The sequence below is a fragment of the Streptomyces sp. NPDC034049 genome (genome assembly GCF_055575575.1).
This window is the reverse complement of the sequence record NZ_JBVISJ010000003.1, coordinates 123,166-142,226: the sequence shown is the minus strand read 5'-3', so window position 1 is coordinate 142,226 and position 19,061 is coordinate 123,166. Positions and strand designations below refer to the sequence as shown.

Annotated in this window: 17 protein-coding genes and 1 pseudogene; 9 read left to right on the top strand and 9 right to left on the bottom strand. The window is 73.1% G+C overall.

Features of this window, described 5'->3' with window-relative positions:
* Positions 1-137: 137 nt before the first annotated feature.
* The 3 genes from ACZ52C_RS10290 to ACZ52C_RS10280 all read right to left on the bottom strand — a co-directional run bounded on the left by ACZ52C_RS10290 (position 138) and on the right by ACZ52C_RS10280 (position 1,986).
* Positions 138-401: a hypothetical protein gene (locus ACZ52C_RS10290; RefSeq protein ID WP_469074303.1), complete on the bottom strand. Its 264-nt coding sequence runs from the start codon at positions 399-401 to the stop codon at positions 138-140.
* Positions 402-557: 156 nt separating this feature from the next.
* A complete protein-coding gene (locus ACZ52C_RS10285; RefSeq protein WP_469074302.1) occupies positions 558-1,478 on the bottom strand; it encodes a hypothetical protein in 921 nt (306 codons plus the stop codon).
* A 283-nt stretch (positions 1,479-1,761) separates the two neighbouring features.
* Positions 1,762-1,986: a DUF397 domain-containing protein gene (locus ACZ52C_RS10280; RefSeq protein WP_469074301.1), complete on the bottom strand. Its 225-nt coding sequence runs from the start codon at positions 1,984-1,986 to the stop codon at positions 1,762-1,764.
* A gap of 89 nt (positions 1,987-2,075) precedes the next feature.
* Between ACZ52C_RS10280 and ACZ52C_RS10275 the strand changes: the two are divergent.
* Positions 2,076-2,411 (top strand): annotated as a pseudogene (locus tag ACZ52C_RS10275) (ATP-binding protein); the annotation flags it as partial.
* A gap of 102 nt (positions 2,412-2,513) precedes the next feature.
* On the opposite strand, the gene ACZ52C_RS10270 reads toward ACZ52C_RS10275, so the two are convergent.
* Complete coding sequence (locus ACZ52C_RS10270) at positions 2,514-3,407, bottom strand: phosphorothioated DNA-binding restriction endonuclease (protein WP_469074300.1); 894 nt, start codon at positions 3,405-3,407, stop codon at positions 2,514-2,516.
* A 342-nt stretch (positions 3,408-3,749) separates the two neighbouring features.
* Here ACZ52C_RS10270 and ACZ52C_RS10265 point away from each other — a divergent pair, with 342 nt between their 5' ends.
* Positions 3,750-4,289 carry a DUF4232 domain-containing protein gene (locus tag ACZ52C_RS10265; protein ID WP_469074299.1) on the top strand — a complete coding sequence of 180 codons (540 nt, stop codon included), beginning with the start codon at positions 3,750-3,752 and terminating at the stop codon, positions 4,287-4,289.
* A gap of 49 nt (positions 4,290-4,338) precedes the next feature.
* On the opposite strand, the gene ACZ52C_RS10260 is transcribed toward ACZ52C_RS10265, so the two are convergent.
* Together ACZ52C_RS10260 and ACZ52C_RS10255 are read right to left on the bottom strand one after the other, a co-directional pair.
* Positions 4,339-4,731 carry a hypothetical protein gene (locus tag ACZ52C_RS10260; RefSeq protein ID WP_469074298.1) on the bottom strand — a complete coding sequence of 131 codons (393 nt, stop codon included), beginning with the start codon at positions 4,729-4,731 and terminating at the stop codon, positions 4,339-4,341.
* Between the two features lie 83 nt (positions 4,732-4,814).
* Positions 4,815-6,359, bottom strand: coding sequence for a fused MFS/spermidine synthase (locus ACZ52C_RS10255; protein ID WP_469074297.1), 1,545 nt, complete (start codon positions 6,357-6,359; stop codon positions 4,815-4,817).
* 263 nt (positions 6,360-6,622) lie between these two features.
* Here ACZ52C_RS10255 and ACZ52C_RS10250 point away from each other — a divergent pair, with 263 nt between their 5' ends.
* Positions 6,623-7,348, top strand: a complete 726-nt coding sequence (locus ACZ52C_RS10250) for a dienelactone hydrolase family protein (RefSeq protein ID WP_469074296.1) — start codon at positions 6,623-6,625, stop codon at positions 7,346-7,348.
* A gap of 71 nt (positions 7,349-7,419) precedes the next feature.
* On the opposite strand, the gene ACZ52C_RS10245 is transcribed toward ACZ52C_RS10250, so the two are convergent.
* On the bottom strand, positions 7,420-7,878 hold the full coding sequence (locus tag ACZ52C_RS10245) for a hypothetical protein (RefSeq protein ID WP_469074295.1): 459 nt from the start codon (positions 7,876-7,878) through the stop codon (positions 7,420-7,422).
* 224 nt (positions 7,879-8,102) lie between these two features.
* On the opposite strand from ACZ52C_RS10245, the gene ACZ52C_RS10240 reads away from it, so the two are divergent.
* From ACZ52C_RS10240 to ACZ52C_RS10215, 6 genes are all read left to right on the top strand, one after another.
* Positions 8,103-10,898, top strand: coding sequence for an alpha/beta hydrolase (locus ACZ52C_RS10240; protein ID WP_469074294.1), 2,796 nt, complete (start codon positions 8,103-8,105; stop codon positions 10,896-10,898).
* 198 nt (positions 10,899-11,096) lie between these two features.
* Positions 11,097-12,455 (top strand): MFS transporter, encoded by a 1,359-nt coding sequence (locus ACZ52C_RS10235; protein WP_469074293.1) that lies wholly within the window; start codon positions 11,097-11,099, stop codon positions 12,453-12,455.
* Between the two features lie 35 nt (positions 12,456-12,490).
* The gene (locus tag ACZ52C_RS10230; RefSeq protein ID WP_469074292.1) at positions 12,491-13,150 is read left to right on the top strand and encodes a response regulator transcription factor; all 660 of its coding nucleotides are present in this window, start codon (positions 12,491-12,493) and stop codon (positions 13,148-13,150) included.
* Positions 13,151-13,166: 16 nt separating this feature from the next.
* The gene (locus ACZ52C_RS10225; RefSeq protein WP_469074291.1) at positions 13,167-14,558 is read left to right on the top strand and encodes a sensor histidine kinase; all 1,392 of its coding nucleotides are present in this window, start codon (positions 13,167-13,169) and stop codon (positions 14,556-14,558) included.
* A 44-nt stretch (positions 14,559-14,602) separates the two neighbouring features.
* Positions 14,603-15,691, top strand: coding sequence for a TAXI family TRAP transporter solute-binding subunit (locus tag ACZ52C_RS10220; protein ID WP_469074784.1), 1,089 nt, complete (start codon positions 14,603-14,605; stop codon positions 15,689-15,691).
* 184 nt (positions 15,692-15,875) lie between these two features.
* Positions 15,876-16,718 carry a hypothetical protein gene (locus tag ACZ52C_RS10215; RefSeq protein WP_469074290.1) on the top strand — a complete coding sequence of 281 codons (843 nt, stop codon included), beginning with the start codon at positions 15,876-15,878 and terminating at the stop codon, positions 16,716-16,718.
* Between the two features lie 148 nt (positions 16,719-16,866).
* Here ACZ52C_RS10215 and ACZ52C_RS10210 read toward each other — a convergent pair whose 3' ends face one another.
* Together ACZ52C_RS10210 and ACZ52C_RS10205 are read right to left on the bottom strand one after the other, a co-directional pair.
* Positions 16,867-18,006 (bottom strand): L,D-transpeptidase, encoded by a 1,140-nt coding sequence (locus ACZ52C_RS10210; protein WP_469074783.1) that lies wholly within the window; start codon positions 18,004-18,006, stop codon positions 16,867-16,869.
* Between the two features lie 173 nt (positions 18,007-18,179).
* Complete coding sequence (locus ACZ52C_RS10205; protein ID WP_469074289.1) at positions 18,180-18,782, bottom strand: DUF4232 domain-containing protein; 603 nt, start codon at positions 18,780-18,782, stop codon at positions 18,180-18,182.
* Positions 18,783-19,061: the final 279 nt, after the last annotated feature.

Genomic DNA, 19,061 nt, shown 5'->3' with positions numbered 1-19,061 from the left:
CAGCCGGGCTCGCGGTGGTGGGGCCGGGCTTGGAAGGTGGGGGTCGTGATGGTGGGGCTGGGCTTGGAAGGTGGGGGTCGTGATGGTGGGGCCGGGCTCGGCAGGTGGGCTCGCGGTGGTGAGGCCGGGTGCGGGGGTCAGCTCCGGCAGGCGCAGCCCGCGGCTGCCTTGGCTTCGGCCACCGTCGTCGTCGGGGAGGCGGACAGCTCGGCCACGGTCAGCGCGAACACCTCGACCGTACGGTGCTCCCCGTCCGCGCCGACCACCGCCGGGCGCAGGATGCCGACGTCCAGTTCGGCGACCGGCCGCCGATGCCGTACGGCCAGTCGCTCGCGTACGACGACACTCGGCCTCGGCGCCGGGACCGCGCCGAGCCCGCAGGCGGTGAGCATGGCGCCCAACTCGGCCTGGTCCGACGGGAAGACGAGCAGCGCGGCATGGGAGAAACGGCAGCGCTCCGCGAGCGCCCGCAGCTCCGGGCCGTCGAGCCCGGGCAGCAGCAGCGGGAGCAGTGCGGCGGTGTCCTGTTCCTTGACGAAGTCGACCGTCGCGCGGGATCAGCCCGTCGCGGGTAGTTGGTTCCGGGTCCGGCAGTCCCGGCAGTGGCTGTGTCCCGCGGAGCGGAAGCCCCGGTCGCAGCCGTCGCAGTTCCGCATTTCCAGGACCACCGGGCGTTCTGGGGTTTGGGGACTTCCGTTCGCCGGTGCCGGTGCGGTCAGTGGGGTCTCCTTGAGCCGGTAGGCGAGGATGCCGACCGGGCGGACGAGGAGGTCCGCCGGGAGTCGTGCGGTGAGGTGGTCGGTGATCTGGGTGGGCAGCAGGCCTGCGCCGAGCCACCGGGTGACGGCCGGGGCGAGGCGGGCGGCTTCCCGCTCGGACAGGACGAGGCGGGGATCGACCCGGCGGAGCCCGGCGAGCAGGCCGATGGCTCGGGGGTCGGCGGCGGTGAGTGGGGCCGGTGCCTTCTCCGTCTCCACCTCCGTCTGTACGGGCGTCTGTACGGGCGTCTCCACTGCGTCCCGCACGGCCCCGGACGCGGGTGCGGGCGTGGCCGCGGCGGGCCGTTTCCGGGGGCGACGAGGCTTGGGCGGCCTGGGAGACCCGCCGGGATCCGGGTCGGGCTCGCTGTCGGGTACGTCGTAGAAGTACGTCCGGGTGCGGACCTGGCCGGTGGGCGTCCGTTCGCGGCGGCGTTCCAGGTATCCGGCCGCTTCCAGTTCCCTCAGCGCTCGCGAGACGAGGATCTCGCCCTCGTCGAAGTGCGCGCACAGGGCGGCGATGCTCACGCAAGTGCCGTCCGGCAGGGAGGAGATGTACGCCGCGACGCCGACCGTGACCGCGCTGCCGCGCCGCTGCGCGAGGGCATTGGAGATCACGGTGAAGTCGGCCGTCAGCCGGGTGCGTACATGGATCACACCGGAGGTCGGAGCAGGTCCGGCGTCGGCGCGCAGGGGCGCGTTAGACTGCGAATCAGCCATCGGGAAGGTGTTGTCTTCCTGGTTGGTCAGGCCCTCGTTCGGGATGCCAGTCCCGGCCGGGGGCCGATGTCTGTGTGCGGTTGTCGCGGCGAACGTAACCGTCCGCATCCCGCGCCTGCAAGCCGGTCACTCGGACGGGTGACGCGGGCCTCGCGGCCGGGGAGGGTGGGTGGGCGGGTAGTTCTTTCCCCCGGTTCTTTGGGGAGGTCAGCGGCCCGCCGGACCCTCGTGGGCAAGGGCCCGGCGAGCCCGGAAGACGGACAGCGGCCGGGGCCCGGCCGCCTCAGGGGCGGTCGTGCCGCCCAGCCTTCAACTCGCCTATGAAGGCGGCCCAGGAGGCGGCGTGGAAGCACAATGCCGGACCGTACGGGACCTTGCTGTCACGGACCGGGACGACGGCCTCTCGGAACCCGTCGGCCACCTCCACGCAGTCGCCCCCCGCCTGATTGCTGTAGCTGCTCCTGCGCCAAGCGGCGCCGTTCAGATCGAGACGGGAGATTCGAGCCACGGTAGTTGCCCTCCATCGTGGACCGGATCATGTCGATTGACATGACCGGGGGCAGGGCTGCCGCCCGCAGCCGATCGTAAATCACCTTGTGGGGCTACCCGGCGGCGTCCGACGTGTCGTGCAGCGTCGCTCTCGTCGTCGGCGAACTCGCCGCGAACGCCGTACAGCACGGCCGAGTCCCCGGACGGGACTTCGGTCTCCGGCTCGCCCTCGACCCGGCGGCAGGTCTGGTTCGTATCGAGGTCGCCGACGCCGCCTCCGCGAAGCGACCACCCATGGCCCCGCCCTCGTCGTGCCCCGAGGGCGAGTCCGGTCGAGGGCTGCTGCTGGTGGACGTCCTGGCCGCGCGCTGGGGACCGGAGCCTCGTCGCCCGGTGGGCAAGACGGTGTGGGCGGAGGTGCCCTTGAAGCACAGCCGGTGTTGAGGTGGTAGCCGCGTGCCTCCGCCTCTTGCTGCCCGTGCGAGGCAGGCGCGGGCACGCCAACAAGGTGTGTGACAGCGGTGATTCAGGTCGTCGGACGTGCCGTCAGGCGGCCGTGGCGGGGCGCGGGGTGCCGTGGAAGACCTGGCTGAGGTGCCAGGCGAGGTGGTCGGCCGCCACGGGGCGCACGCCGGGCTGCGGGCCGACCAGGGGGCGGCCCGCCAGCGCGAGGACCTGCTCGCGGGCGGCGGTGCTGTGCCCGACGAAGCGCTGGGAGACCAGGACGCGGTGGTCGCCGTCGACGCCGAGGACACCCTTGTCGAAGAGCTTGTGGTGGAGCGAGCACAGGCACAGCCCGTTGTCGACGTCGTCCGGTCCGCCCAGCGCCCACCAGCGCACATGGGCGGCCTCCAGGCCGACCGGGACGGGCCCGAGCCTGCCGTCGTAGCCGCAGAAGGCGCACCGGTACTCGTAGGCGGTCAGCACGAGGTCCCGCATGCGGCGGTCCCGCTGCCTGCGCGCGGCCGAGAGGTGCACGACCTCCGCCGGCTCCGGTTCCAGGCCGACCGCTTCGCACAATTCGGCGTGCACGGACGGGGGGAAGTGCCGGTCGAGCAGCAACCGCGTGATCCGGCCCAGCAGTTCCGGCTCGCCGCGCAGCGCGGCGCCGAGTTGCGGGGCGAGCCGTCCGGTGGCACCCGACTCGCGCAGGTCCCGGACCCCGCTGCCGGGACTGCCGGGGCCGCGATCCGTCCTGACCTCCCACACCCCGTCGTTGACCAGGTGGTGGAACGGGTACGCGGGCGACGTCCTGTGGGGTGGGCCGTACTCGGTCAGCAGACGCTGGAGGTCCTCCTCGACGGCGCTGTACCGCAGTTCGCCGTCGGGGTCCTGCTGGAACCGGCCGAGGGCGTGCAGGAGCAGCAACGGCTTGTGCGGAGCGCGCGTCCCGTTCCTGGTCCACTGCCGCAGTCCCGCGATCCGCTCCAACCAGTCCATGGCCGCTGATCGTAGTGAGGCTCGACGGCCCGGGTGAAGGGGCGGCGGCCGGGGTGAAGTCGGTCGCAGCTGACCTTGTTGATGGAAACCCGGCTTGGCGAGTTGTCCCATGGAGATTCTCCACCTTCCGGAATCGACAGATTGCGAATCGGTGGACGCTCTTTCAGCCTGCCCTTTGGGGCAACTCCGGGGGCGGAAAGGGCATTGGCGCGGGCATTGACGCCAGCGGTCACAAAAGATTTCCCGCGCCGCTGAACCTCTTACATGTATCGCGCATCTGGAGGGGCGCAGAAGCGCACCGAGGCGTGCGCCGATTCGTGTTCGAGGGGAATTCGAGATCTCATGAAGAGCAAGCTGACCGCCATGGCCCTCGCGGCGATCGTCGTCACCGGCACCGCCGCTGCCGCCGCTCCGGCCTCCGCCGCCGCGCAGGCCGAGCCGACCCGCTGCCACACCGCGGACCTGAAGGCCGGCTTCGCCACGGGCGGTGACGCGACGCCCGAGATGCAGCAGACCGAGAAGCAGACCCAGGCGTACATCTGGTTCACCAACAAGAGCGAGCGCACCTGCACGCTCTCCGGGTTCGCCGGGGTCGACATGGTCGGCGCGCAGACGACCGACGGCACGTGGTCGCTGGTGCGCTCCGCCCAGAAGCCGCAGAAGCTGACCCTGGAGAAGGGGGACACGGTGGACTTCAGCATCACCCTGCTCCCGGTGGCCGCGTCGACGCCCCGGGCGGAGAAGTTCGTCCCCGCGAAGTTCCTGGTGACCCCGCCGAACGAGACGGACCACTTCACCCTGACGTGGCCCTTCGGCGGCCAGATCCTCAAGCAGGACGCCGCCACCCGCCCGGCCACCTACCTCAACCCGATCGGTCTGTAACCGACGCGGAAGGGAGGGGGGTGGCCTCGCACAACGAGGCCGCCCCTCCTCAGCGCTCACGACCGGGGACGGCCCCGGACGGGCGGACCCGGAAGCCACCACAGACGACGAACCCACCGCCCACCGCCCCGTCCGAGACGAGCAGGGCGGTGAACTTGGACCGATGCCTTTCCGGGACAGGCACGAACGCGTCGATACCGGCGGCGGCAGCCGTGCCGCGTGCCGGGGCGGGGGTGATCAGAAGCTGCGAGTAATGGGACTTCACCTGCATGCCCAGGACACCCACGAACTCGACCTCCCCCACCCCGCCGACAACGCCTCCCGGCTCTGCCCGCAGCACGAGACGGCGATGTGACACCTCGTAGGACCACAGCAGGAAGGGCCGCTCGATGCGCAGGGGGAGGTCCAGTTCCTGTTCCTGGCCCGCGACTTCAGGTTGCACAGCGGTCCCCTCCGGAGGCTCGGGGACGGCGTCCCCGTGACGGTCGGCATCGGATCGGGCATGTCGTTGGCGCGGAGGGTAGGTCACCGGCCCCGGCGCGTGCTGGACGGTTGGAGGAGTTGGTCGACGGGGGCGTAGTCGTCGGTCAGGGGGCGGGCGTCGGCGGTCCAGGTCGTGAGGGGGTCGCCGGTGGTGATCCGCCAACCGGTCCGGCGGGCGTCCAGCGCTTGCTGGGTCGCGCGCAGGTCGACGGGCTGGTCGGAGGCGAGCACCACGAGGTTGCCGCCCTCGGAGGTGGCCGTCGGGTCGAGGCCGATGTTCGCGGGGGCGCCGACGAGGGCGACGTGCTCGAAGGTCTCGGCGAGGGTCGCCACCTCGGCGCGGGCGAAGGCCAGGTCACCGTGGTCGATGAGGTTGGCGACGTACAGGCCGTCGGGGTCGAGGACCCGTCGTACGTCGGTCATCGCCTCCACCGTGGTGAGGTGCCACGGCACGCTGACGCCCCCGAAGGCGTCACCGACGACGAGGTCCCGGCTGTCGTCGGGCAGCGCCCGCAGGCCCAGCCTGCCGTCCTCCACGCGTACGTCGATCCGGGCCTCCGCGCGCAGAGCGAGCCGCTCACGGTCGATGCGTACGACCCCGCTGTCGATCTCGGACACGAGGCTGCGCGTCCCCGGCCGTGTGGCGGCGAGGTAGCGGGGGAGGGTGAGTCCGCCACCGCCCAGATGGTGGGCGGCGAGCGGCTCCCCCTCGGGAAAGGCCGCGTCGACCGCCGACGCGATGGCGCGCACGTACGTGAACTCCAGGAACGTCGGATCGTCGACGTCGACGTAGGAGTGCCGCACGCCGTCCAGCACGAGCGTGCGGCCGCCGTCCCGGTCGGGGTCCGCCACGACCCGGGCGCAGTGGTACCTGGTCTCCGCGTCGCAGCCACCGGGCGCGACCGCGGTGCCGAGGCCGCCGGCGACGACCGCGAGCGTCAGGGCGGGCGTGCCGCCCCACCGGCGCGTACGCCACTCGACCAGCGCCGAGCCGACCACCAGCAGGATGCCCAGGCCGATCAGGATGCCGCTCACCGGCAGCCGCGACACGAGGACGAAGCCGGTGAGGACGGTGCCGACGATGGCGCCGACCGTGCCGACGCCGGACAGCCGGCCGACGACCGTCCCGGTCTCGGCGAGGCGGGTGAGACGCAGCTTCGTCACGATCGGCGTCACCGCGGAGAGCAGCGCGCCCGGTACGAGGATGGTCAGCGACGCGATCAGCAGCAGCATCGCCGGTGCCCACTCCGCGGTGGTGCGCAGCACGGCGGGGGTGAGCGCCACGACCGCTCCCGACACCCCGAGCGAGGGGCCGATCAGGCGGCGCGGATCGACCTGGTCGGCGAGGATCCCACCCAGCCACGAGCCGACGGCGATCGCCGTGAGGGCGATGCCGATCACCATGGTGCTGGTCTCCAGGGTGAGGCCGAGATAGGGAGCCAGCAGCCGCAGGGCGACGATCTCGACCACCAGGACCGCCGCCGAGGACCCGAACACGAGCGCGGCGGCGGTGCGGGAACCCACTCCGGGGTCGCGAGGACTGCCCTCGGCGCCGGGTGAGGACGACGATCCGGTCACGGCCGCCATCCTCGCACGCGCCCGATCGACCAGACAGAACCCGTGGCTGACTGCCCGGCGGCGGCCGTTCAGCGGCCGTTCGGCGTCCGCCGCCGGAAAACCGTTGGCGGCGGACGTACGACCGCGCTAGCCTCCCGGTGGCCGTGCGAGAGAACGAGGAGGTGGTACCCGTGAACGCAGTATCGACATGGGTGCTCCCCTCCGGGGTCACGGTCGGGCGATAGGTCGTCGTCCGGGAGCGCCGTTCACGCGCACTCCCGAAAGGCACGATCATGCGCTTCACTTCCGAGCAACGCCTCGAAGACGGCGTCCTCGAACGCGAATTCACCCTCGGCGAGATCCCCGGCACCCTGTGGACGCCCGAATCCGCCGCACCGCTCCCGCTGATCCTGATGGCCCACAACAACGGCCTGCCCAAGGCGGACCCCCGGCTCGTCGCCCGCGCCCGGTACACCGCGGCACGCGGCTACGCGGTGGCCACCATCGACGCCGCCGGATGCGGTGACCGTCCCCGGTCCGCCGCCGACGAGCAGGTCCGGGCCGAGCTGCGGCGCGCGATGGGGGCCGGCGAGCCGGTCGACGACATCTTCGAGTCGTTCATCGGCCCCCTGGTCGAGAACGCCGTCCCGGACTGGCGGACCACCCTGGACGCCCTCCTCGAACTGCCCGGCATCGGCGGCCCCGTCGGGTACTCCGGCGGTTGGGCGGCCCTCGGCATCCGGCTGGCCGTGGTCGAGCCGCGCATCGTGGCCGCGGGCTTCCACACCGGGGGATACGTGCCCCGCGCCCAGCGCGAGGAGGCCCGGCAGGTCACCGTTCCGCTGCTGCTCCTGTTGCAGTGGGACGACGAGGGGAACCCCCGGCAACGGGCCCTGGACCTCTTCGACGCGTTCGGCAGCAAGGAGAAGACCCTGCACGCCAACCCGGGCGGCCACACCGGCACGCCGTGGTTCGAACTGGAAGACGGCTGCCGCTTCTTCGACCGCCACCTGAAGTGAGACCGACCGTACGTCAGCACGGCGGGTCCTGACGTCAGGTTCTGACGGCAGGACCCGCTGTCGTCGCGCGGTCACGGCACCGCACACCGCGTTCGGACCGAGGCCAGGCGAGGAGGGACGGGTCGTCCGCCGGCGCCGAGGCGACCGCGCCGAACTCCCGGAGGACGGCGAGGAATCCGGCCTCGCCCCACAGGGCCGACCCCCTTGCGGTGGGGCGGGGCGGAAGCGGCGAGTTCGTCGGCCCGGCCCACCAGGTCGTCCACCTTCCACGGCCTGCCGCTCAGCTCCATGACGCTGATGGTGGAGCGCAGCAGCCCGTTCAGGACGACGTACACCTCGACCAGGACGACGTCACCTCGACCAGGCCGCCCCCGCCCCCGCCCCGCCCCCGCCCGCGTCGGCACCCGCACCCGTGCCCTGACCCAGGCCCTCCGACACCTCCCCGACCGCGCGGCACGGTCCTGATCCACGTAGCCGCGCACGAGGGCCATGGCCCGGTCGCGGGAGGTCTGGTGCGCTGCGTCGCTCATGCCTCCTCCCACGCTAGGGACCGCCGTCCGGACCCGCACCGGTCGCCCGGCGCAACGTCCGTCGTAAGAAAGCACCAGAACCACCGAACGCCCGCAATACGCGAGCCAGTTGGCATCCCGGACCCCCAACTCTCCCTGCTCACGCGTGACTTGTTCTGCACTGGAGACGGAACTTGTGCGAATACTGTGCGAAGACGTGACAGGGCGATGAGGAGGAACAAGAAGTGATCCGTGTCTCGCGCGTGACGACCGCCGTGGCAGCGGTCCTCGCGCTGGCGCTGGCGGCGCCGGGGGCGGCGCTGGCGGCGCCGGAACCGGACCCCGGGCGGCCGTCGGCCCCCGCGTCCGCAGGACTTCCCGAGGGCTGGCGGACCACCGGCTCCGGGGCGTCGGCGGAGCTGGTGTGGCGCTCGCCCGAGAAGGTGCCGGTGGGTGACGCCCAGGTCGAGTTCCGCAGTGGGGACCGCCTGTTGGGCACCCCCAGACCCGCCCCGGACGGGCGCACCTTCCGGCTGCCGCTCGACGGTGTGCGCCTCGGCAGCACCGACGACCTGCGGGTCGAGGCCGCCGGACGCCGGCTGGACGCGGCCGGAGCGAAGGCCGCGGCCCGTGAGCGCCGCGCGCTCGACGCCGCGTCGGACCCGTCGCGCCTGCCCCGTACGGCGGCCGTGAACAAGGTCGACCCCGGTGTGCCCGGCCCGTTCCGTACGACCAGCGGCGAGTACTCCCTGCCGTCGGTCCACCTGCCCGGCTACGACACCGACGTCGAGATGAAGGCCGTGGTGGTCGCGCCGGAGAACGCCTCGGGCAGCCACCCGCTGGCGCTGTTCCTCCACGGGCGCCACGTCACCTGCTTCCAGGGCGACGACGTGACCCTCGAATGGCCCTGCCCGGCCGGCCACGAACCGGTCCCGAGCTACCGCGGCTACCAGCACGACCAGCGACTCCTCGCCTCCCAGGGCTATGTGACGGTCTCGATCTCGGCCAATTCGATCAACGCCCAGGACTGGCGGGCCGACGACGCCGGGGCCCAGGCCCGCTCCTCGCTGATACGGCTGCACCTGGCCCACTGGGCGGACTGGGCCGCCGACCCGTCCACCGCCCCCGACGTCGTACGCCGGGCGCCCCGCGCCGACCTCGGCCGGGTCATGCTGGTGGGCCACTCCCGGGGCGGCGAGGGCGCCGACCGGGCCGCGCTGGACAGCCTCACCCCGCCGCCCGCCGACCGGGACGGCTACCACGGCGAGACCCGCTGGACGATACGGGGAACCGTCCTCATAGGTCCCACGATCTTCGGCCAGAACCCGTCCCCCGACGTGCCGTCCGTGACGATCCTGCCGGGCTGCGACGGGGACGTCATCGACCTCCAGGGCGAGCTCTACGTCGACGGCACCCGAGGCGTCAGCCGCGGCAAGGCCCTGCACAGCGCGGTCTACATGACCGGCGCCAACCACAACTACTTCAACAGCGAGTGGACGCCCGGCCAGGCCACGGCACCGGCCAACGACGACTTCCTGTACGGCGGCGACGAGCACGACCCGCTGTGCTCGCCGGGCACCGCGACCCGGCTGACCGCCGAGCAGCAGCAGAAGGCCGGCTCGACGTACATAGCCGCCGCGGCCCGGCTGTTCGTCGCCGGTGACGACGCGGCCCGCCCGCTGCTCGACGGCTCGCCCGTGCGCGCCGCGTCCGCCGGTCCCGCCCGCGTCCTCACCCACGCCGTCGGCGCCGCCCGCTCGGGGGCGTTCCTGCCCGTGCCCTCCGCCACGGTCGGCGGCGGCCGGCTGTGCGCCCAGGTGGACCCGGACCCCGGCTCCTCCTGCCTCGACCCCGATCTCAGGACCGCTTCCCCGCACTTCGCCCAGTGGCGCGGGGTGACGCCCGGCAAGGAGCCGGACCGGTACGCGCTGGCCATGGACTGGAGCCGAGCCGGCACCGCCACCACGCTCAGCCCCGCCCGCCCGGTCTCCCTGTCCGGCGCGCGGCAGCTGAGCCTGCGTGTGATCGTCCCGCCGAACACCACCGGCACCGAGCTGGACGTGGCCCTCACCGACACCGCCGGCAAGCGGGCGGACCTCGGCCGGGTGACCGTCGACGGCCTGCCGGGCACCTCCCGCACCTCCTCCTACTGGGCGCGCGAGGTCCGTGTACCGCTGTCCGCCGAGACCCGGGAACGCATCGACCTCGGCCACGTCGAGACGCTGCGCCTGACCCCGCGTACCGCCTCCGGGACGGCCTGGCTGATGGACGCCCACGGCTGGCGCCCCGGCACCCCCGTCGTCGAGCCCGCGCGGCTCGCGCGCGTGGACGTCGGGCACCTGAGCGTCGAGGAGGGCGACTCCGGCACCCGCACCTACCAGGTGCCGGTCCAGGTCTCCGGGTCGGGCACCGGCGAGGTCCGGATGTTCGTGGACGAGCCGGGCGCCGACCGGCCGGTCGCGCGCACGGTGCGGGTCCGGGCGGGCACCCGTGTCGACGTGCCGGTGTCGGTCGAGGGCAACACCCGCTACGGCTCCGACGATCTCCACCTGGTGGCCGTCAAGTCCGTACGCGGCGCGGTCGTCGGCTCCTACCTGGGCGGCGTCACCGCGCGCAACGACGACCCCCAGCCCGAGGTGACCGTGACCCCGGTCGCCGACCAGGTCACCGAGGGCCGGACGCTGGTCTGGCGGATCAGCCTCTCCGCCCCCGCCGACGTCGTCACCTGGGCGGATCTGGAGCTGCTGCCCATCTCCGCCGGCCCCGAACTGTCCACCACGGACGTCTCCGCGGCGTGGCTGGAGGAGACCTTCAAGGCCTCGCCGGATCCGGAGCGGCCCCTGTCCGCGCTGGCGGACGGCGCGCTGATCATGTCCGAGGTGCCGGCGGGCAGCCTGAGCATCGACGTGTCCGTACCGACCGTCACCGACGGGCTGAGCGAGGACACGGAGTCGCTGCGCCTGCGCCTGTGGACCTACGCCCCCGACGGAGCGGCGGTCGAGGGCCCGCAGTTCACGGGCACGGTCCGCGACGCCGCCTAGCCGATCCCACACACACCGCGCATCTCCATGAGGCGCCGTCGGCTCTCCCGCTCCCTGGGGAGGGCCGACGGCGCCACCGCGGACGCGGGCGCCGCCACCTCAGCCCTAAGGGACTGTTAGGACTTCGTTCCCGCTGTTGAGCGGCGCTGCTCCGCCGTCGACTCTGTGTGCTCCCGGGCCGCTGACAAGGGAGTTCCGATGGCCACACAGACCACGACCGAGAGCGCGCGCGAGCCGCGCCACGACGAACGCAGGGTCGTCAGCAACATCGTGCGCGGATCGATCGGCAATCTGATCGAGTGGTACGACTGGTACGCGTACACCGCCTTCAGCGTCTACTTCGCCTCCGTCTTCTTCCCCTCGGGCGACCAGACCGCCCAACTGCTGAACACCGCCGCCGTGTTCGCCGTCGGCTTCCTGATGCGGCCGATCGGCGGCTGGGTCCTCGGCCGCTACGCCGACCGCCGCGGCCGGCGCGCGGCGCTCACCCTGTCGGTGACGCTCATGGCGGCCGGTTCGCTGATCGTGGCGCTGACCCCGTCGTACGGCTCGATCGGGGTCGCCGCGCCGGTGCTCCTGGTGGCCGCGCGGCTGCTCCAGGGCCTGTCGGTCGGCGGCGAGTACTCCACCTCGGCCACCTATATGTCCGAGGTGGCCTCGCCCGGCCGCCGCGGCTACTACTCCAGCTTCCAGTACGTCACCCTCATCGCCGGCCAGCTGACGGCGCTCGGCCTGCAGATCGTCCTCCAGCAGGTGCTCAGCACCGCGCAGATGGAGGCGTGGGGCTGGCGGATCGCGTTCGTCGTCGGCGCCGCGGGCGCGGTCGTCGTGCTGTGGCTGCGGCGCGGCATGGACGAGTCGGAGAGCTTCCAGCGCGCGGCGGCCGAGGCCGGGGGCGAGGACGGGAAGCGGCAGGACGGCGAGCCGGCCCGTGGCAGCCTGCGGCTGCTGCTGTCCTACCCGCGGCAGTGCCTGGTCGTCGTCGGCCTCACCATGGGCGGCACCCTGTTCTTCTACACGTACACCACCTATCTGCAGAAGTTCATGGTCAACACCAGCGGCATCGCCAAGCCCACGGCGGCCTGGATCAATTTCTTCGCGCTGCTCGTGTTCGTCGTGCTCCAGCCGGTCATGGGGTTGCTCTCCGACCGGGTGGGACGCCGTCCGATGCTGATCGCGTTCGGGGTGCTGGGCGCCGTGACGGTGGTGCCCTCGCTCACCCTGCTCTCCCGCATCAGCGACCCCGTGTACGCGTTCCTGCTCATGGTCGTACCGCTCGCCGTCAGCTCCCTCTACACCTCGATCAGCGCCATCGTGAAGGCCGAGCTGTTCCCGACCTCGATCCGGGCCCTCGGCGTCGGCCTGCCCTACGCGCTGACCGTGGCCCTGTTCGGCGGGACCGCCGAATACGTCGCCCTCTGGTTCAAGAACGCCGGGCACGAGAGCTGGTACTTCTACTACGTCACCGCCTGCGTCCTGATCTCGCTGCTCGTCTACATTCGGATGCGCGAGACGTCGGACGGATCGCCGCTGGACGAGGAAGCCGCCCGCTCGTAGGGCGGACAGGCCCTGAGGGACGGAAGGAGGCGACCGTGCGCGTACTGCTGGCCGAGGACGACGACGGCGTGGCCGGTGCCCTGGCCGAGGCCCTGTACGAGCACGGCCACCTGCCGACCCGGGTACGGCGTGGCGAGGACGTCCTCGCCCGCCACCGCCAGGCCGACCTGCTCCTCCTCGACCTCGGCCTGCCCGACGTCGACGGACTGGAGGTACTGCGCAAGCTGCGCGCCGTGAGCGGCCTGCCGGTGGTGGTCCTCACCGCCCGGGGCGACGAGCGGTCCGTGGTGCGCGGGCTGCGGCTGGGCGCGGACGACTACCTGGTCAAGCCGGTACGGCTGGCCGAGCTGCTGGCCCGCATCGACGCCGTCACCCGCCGCGCCGGGGCACCCGCCGCCCCGGCGCCGCGCACGGTCCGCGTCGACGACGTCGAGGTCGACCTCGACGCCCGCCGGGTGACGGTCGGCGGCGCCGAGGTGCGGCTGACCACGAAGGAGTTCGCGGTGCTGGCGGTGCTGGCGGCCCGCGCCGGTACGGCCGTCAGCCGCCAGCAGCTGATGGACGAGGTGTGGGGCGACGCCTACCTCGCCGTCTCCCGCTCCCTCGACGTCCACCTCACCCAGGTGCGGGCCAAGCTCGGCCGCCCCGACGTGCTGACCACCATCCGGGGCTTCGGCTACCGGTTCGGCGGCTGAGCGGGCCGGGGCCGACGTGCGCACCCGGGTCCTGACCGTCGTCCTGGCCTTCGCCGTGCTCGCGGTGGCCGGGTTCGCCGTCCCCCTGCTGGGCGTCACCGCGTCCCAGCGCACCCAGCAGCTCGTCGCGGCCCGCACCGCCGACCTCGACCGCTTCGCCGGACTGGCCGAGCAGGCCGCCGAGAGCGGCGACACGGGCGCGCTGACCGCCGAGGTGACCCGCTACACCGAGCTGTACGGCGAGGCCGTCGTGGTCGTCGACGCCCGCCGCGCCCCGGTGGCGCAGACGGGCGGCATGCGCGCCGCCGACCCCGCCGTCGCCCGCCTGGTCGACGCGGCGCTGCGCAACCAGCGCGTCTCGCCGGGGGGCACCCTGCGGCCCTGGTCGCGCGGCACCCATCTGCTCGCCCGCCCGGTGGGCACCGGCACCCGGGTCTCCGGTGCCGTGGTCCTGCGGGTCGCGGTACGGGCCGCCGCGGACGACATCGCCCTGCGCTGGGCGCTGGTCCTGGCGGGCGCGGGCCTGTTCGCGGTGACCTGTGTACTGCTCGCCCGCTCCGCCACGCGGTGGGTCGTACGCCCCCTGCACCGCCTGGACCGCGCGGTCGGCGCCCTGGCGGCCGGGCTGCCGGCCGAGCACGCCCGGGCCGGCGGCCCACCCGAACTGCGTCAGCTGGCCACCGGCTTCAACCGCATGGCCGACGCGGTGACCACCGCGCTGGAACAGCAGCGCCGCCTGGTGGCCGACACCTCGCACCAGCTGCGCAATCCGCTCGCCGCACTGCGCCTGCGCATCGACTCGCTCCAGTCCCGGCTGCCCGTCTCCGCCACCCGCACCTACACCGGCGTCACGGCCGAACTCGAACGCATGGAGCACCTCCTCGACGACCTGCTCACCCTCGCGAACGCCGAACACCGCGCCGGTGAACTGTCCGTCACGGACGCGCGTCAGGCTTCCTGCGACGCGACGGCGGTCGCCGCGGCCCAGGCCCAGCTGTGGCGTCCGGTCGCCGAACAGGCCGGAGTCCGGCTGGAGTTCGTCCCCGGCCCGCCCGTCCTCATGACCTGCGCGGAGGGCGACCTGGCGCAGGTGGCCGACATCCTCCTGGACAACGCGATCAAGTACGCCGGGAGCGGCGCCCACGTCGCCACGCGCTGCTCCACCGAGGGCCCCGACGCCGTGTTCGAGGTACGGGACGACGGGCCGGGCCTCGCCACCGGCGAGCTCACCCAGGCGGGCACCCGCTTCTGGCGCTCGGAGCGCCACCGCGACGTACGCGGCAGCGGGCTGGGCCTGGCGATCGCCGAACAACTGGTGACCGGCCACGGCGGCCACGTCGAGTTCGCGACGACGGACCCGCACGGTCTGCGGGCGAGGGTCGTACTGCCGAGGGGGCGACCGGAGTGAACGGCGACGGGGCGTACGGCGGGGACGGCGACGGGGCGTACGCCATGACCGGCGAAGCGGCGCGCGGCGCCAGCGGCCCCGTCCCTCGCACCGCCCGCCGCCCCACCCGCCGCACCGCCCTGCGCGCCGCCCTGGGCGCGGCCGTGTGCACCGGGCTGCTGGCAGGGGCCGCGACGGCCGACGTACGGCACGCGGACCGTGGCCCGGAGGGTGAGCTGAGGATCGCGACCGGCGAGCCCGACGGGTTCTACACGGCCTTCGGCCGGCTCCTCGCCGACCAGGTCACGACCGTCTACCCCCGGCTCTCCTGCGAGGTGATCAACAGCGAGGGCAGCGTGGCCAACGTACGGCTGCTCCAGGCGCGCCGGGCCGAGGCCGCGCTGGCCCTGGCGGACATCGCGTGGGCCGCGTACGGCGGCACCGCGCCGTTCGACCGCGCCGTCCCGCTCCGCGCCATCGGCAGGGTCTACGAGAACTACATACAGCTGGCCGTGCGCGCCGACTCGACCGTCCGCGGCGTCGCCGACCTGGCGGGGTGCACCGTCTCCCTGGGCGCGCCCGGCTCCGGCGGCGCGGTCCTCGGCGACCGCCTGCTGCGCGCCGCGGGGCTGACCCCGGGCAGCGACGTGCGGGTCCGCCACCTGCTGATGCCGCGGGCGGCGCGCGCGATGCGGGACGGCGCCATCGACGCCCTGCTGGTCGCGGGCGGCGTCCCGCTGCCCGTGCTCTCCGGCCTCGAAGCCCGCCCCGGCATCCGCCTCCTGCCGCTGGCCGGCCTGCTGCCCCGGCTGCGCGGCGGCCCGGGACCGACCGGCTCGGGACCGACCGGCTCGGGACCGACCGGCTCGGGACCGACCGGCTCGGGTCTGGAAGCGGTGACGGTGCCGGCCGGGGCGTACCGGGGGACCCCCGAGGTGGCGACCATCGGGGTGGCCAACCTGCTCCTGTGCCGCCCCGACCTGCCCGTGCCCGTCGCCGCCGCCCTCACCCGCGTACTGGTCCGCCGAGCGACCCGCCTCGTCCCCACCACCGCCCTCGGCACCCAGTTCCTCGACGTCCGCAGCCTGATCTCCACCGGCGCGGTCCCCCTGCACCCGGGCGCGGTCGCCGCCTACCGCGAACTGCACGGTTAGGGCCCTCGTGATGAATGACCAGCGGTGATCTTCGCGTACGACGCGGGCCTGGTCCGACCCTCCTGAGCCCCCGACACCCGCTGCCCCGCCGCCCGCTCGTCGTCGGTGGTCGCCCCCGACCCGGCGGGAGCACGGGCGGCGTTGCGCTCGTACGACACCACGGCGGGCCCTCTACGCTCGGCCCGTGGGACAAGCCGAGCAGCGCGCCGAGGGTTCGGGACCGTTCACCACCAGGCTCACCTGGTCCCTCCCGGACGGAGGAACGGCCGTATGGGAGTCCCGGCCCGCCCGTCGGCGCGGGATCATCGCCGTCAGTCCGCCCGGCTCACCCACCGCACGGCACACCAGCGCCGACGACGTCGCGCTGCACCGGCTGCGCGGGCTCAACGCCGCCGCCGCGAGCGCCTTCGTCATCGGTGGAGCCCTCTTCGCGGTGGGCGCCGGCCTCGCCCAGTTCGGCTCCGGCGACGCGACCACCTGCGCGTCCGTCTACTTCGCCGGCGGCCTCTTCTTCAACACCGGCGGCTACGTCTCCCTGCTCCAGGTCGTCGACGCGCCCCGCCATGTGCCGGGCGGCGAGGGCCGGCTCGTCACCCACGGCTGGCGCTGGTGGAGCTACGAGCCCGCGCGACTCGACTGGCTGAGCGCGTTCGTCCTCTTCGCCGGCACCCTGGTGTTCGCCGTCGATCTGATCGACTCCTTCCTCCAAGGGCTGAGCGCGCAGCAGGTCAACCGGCTGATCTGGGCCCCGGACGTGATCGGATGCGCGCTCTTCCTGATCTCCGGTCATCTCGCGTTCGCCGAGATCTGTCACGGCCGGCTCTGCGTCCGCCGGCGCAGTCTCGGCTGGTGGATCGTCGCCGTGAACCAGTTCGGCTCGGTCCTCTTCATGCTCTCGGCGCTCGCCGCCTTCACCCGGCCCTCCACCGGCAGCCTGATCAACGCCGACATCGCCGACTGGGCCACCCTGATCGGCGCCGCCTGCTTCTCCGTCGGTGGCCTCCTCCAGTTCTACGAGCGCCCCTGACGCGCCCTGCCCTGGAACGGCGAGGCGGACGCCGAGGGGGGCCCGAGGCCGTCGCCGCCCATCCCGCCCGGCAGGCGTGACCACCGGCCCGAGACCTCCGGGTCAGGGAGGCGGGCGGGAAGACCGGCGGGAAGGCGGGGCCCGATTCTCAGCGCAGCGCGCTCTTCCCCTGCCACTCGGTCCACGAGAGGTTCCACGCGCCGAAGCCGTTCCCAGGCGCGACCACGCCCTTGGTGTCCTCGCCGGTTATCTCGAACGGGTCGCCCGGCCGCACCTGCCCGTAGAACCAGGCCGCGTCCGCGTCACTCATCCCTATGCAGCCGGAACTCCGGTTGGCGTTGCCGAAGTAGCGCGCGTTCCACGGGGCGGCGTGCGCGTACATGCCCGACCAGGTCAGCCGCATCGAGTGGTCGACCATCTTGTCGTAGGCGTTGCCCAGGCCCACCGTCTCGGAGTTCATGTTGATCGTGCCCTCCTTGGCCATGAGCACGGCGGTTCCGCGCCAGGAGCGCTTGTCACCGCCGGGCGTGCCGCCGGAGACGGGTATGGTCCGGACCGTCTCGCCGTCGCGTACGAGGGTGAGCCGATGGCTGTCGAGGTCGACCTCGACGACCTGCCGGGCGCCGATGGTGAAGGTGGTCGTGTAGTCGCGTACGAACCAGCCGCCGTCCGCGCCCGAGTCGGTGCCGTTCAACTCGGCGTTCAGCGTGACCTCGGTGCCGGGCTTCCAGTACGTCCTGGGCCGCCAGTCCACCCTGTCCTTGCCCGACCAGTCGCTGATCCAGCCCCAGGAGCCCTCGGTGTCGTTCGAGGTGGTGATCCGGAGCTGCTTCTCGACCTCGGCCCGGTTCTTGACCGGATGGTCGAAGACCAGGGAGATCGGCTGGGCGACTCCGACGGTCGAGTCGGCGCCCGGCCGCCAGTCGACCTTGTTCACCTTGCCCGCCGCAGCCGTGGTGAAGGCGGCCCTGGTGCTCCCGGCCGTTCCGCCCTCGGTCCGGGTCGCCGCCGTCACCGTGTAGGCAGCGCCGGGTACGGCCTTGCGGTCGGAGACCCAGGACCGGCCGTCGGCCGCGACCTTGCCGGTCAGCCGGTGGTTCTCGGCGTCGGTGACGGTCACCGAGGTGAGTCGGCCGCCTGCCGCCGTGACCCGCACGGGCACGCCCGCCGGGACCTGTTCTCCCGTGGGCGAGACGGTGACCGTGACAGGACGGTCGTCGGCGCCCGGCGCCCTCTCGGTGTCCGGGGCGCCGGGGCCGGCGCTCGGCGAGCAGGCGGCGAGCGGCATCAGCAGGGCGGCCACGACGACGGCCCGGAGGCGGGCAGGGGCGAGTACGGGTGTGCGGGGCAAGAGGATCTCCGGGAGGACGGGAGGACGGGAAGGGGGCGGGGGCGAGGGAAGGCCGTGTGCAGGCCTCGGTCGTCGGCCGCTGGGCAGCGGCCGACGACCGAGGCCGCCCGTCACTTCGACATGATGAAGTCCAGGGCGAAGCCGGGAGCGGTCGTCCAGTAGGTGACCCGCTGGAAGTCGTTGGCGTACAACGTCTCGACGGGCATGGGGACATCGATCGGCTTGCTCGCGGCGCTGCCGGGCTTACGGCCCTGGAGGCTGAGGGTGATGCTCTTCGCCTCGTACTCGTCCATGGGGCCGTTGACGAGCACACCGGCGTACGCCTCCTTGCCCGGGGCGAGGGTGACGGGCTTCCCCGGGTGCGGGTCGCTCTCCTCGATCACGCGGGACGTGTTCCGGCCGTCGCCGAGTCGCACGAGCGGGTAGCGGTAGAGGTCGCACTTCTTGGTGCCGGTGTTCTGGACGGTGAGGAGGAGGTGCCTGGCGTCCTGGCTGTCCGCGGGCTCCTTCGAGGAGGACACCGCGAGGACCTGCGGGGAGCAGGCGGCCACGGCGACACTGCCGCCCGAGCGGAGCTTCGCCACATCAGCGGCCCTGCCGGCGGCCGTCCCCGGCCCGATGGCGGAGGCCTGCGCCGCCACGCCCCACCCGAGAGCCAGGACGAGACCCGTGCCCACGGCCACCCGACGACTCACAAGAGACTTCACATTCATGTGCGTATTCCTTTTCTGATCTGATCTGATCGGTACGGGGCCGCACGCGGCCCGATCGGTACGAGGGCGCATGCGTTCTGGTCGGTACGGCGGCGGACGCGACCGAGGTCCGGTGTCCCTCCGAGAGCCCGCGCCCTGGGCCGCGGCCGCTTCAGCCGGTGCGACAGCCAGAGCTTCGAACGTCATGCGGGTCGGGGACAACAGCCGCCGCCACCCTGCAACGTCGGAACGGTCCCACCCCCGGCGACCTGCGGAAACGCGGAAGCCTGGGATGCCGCT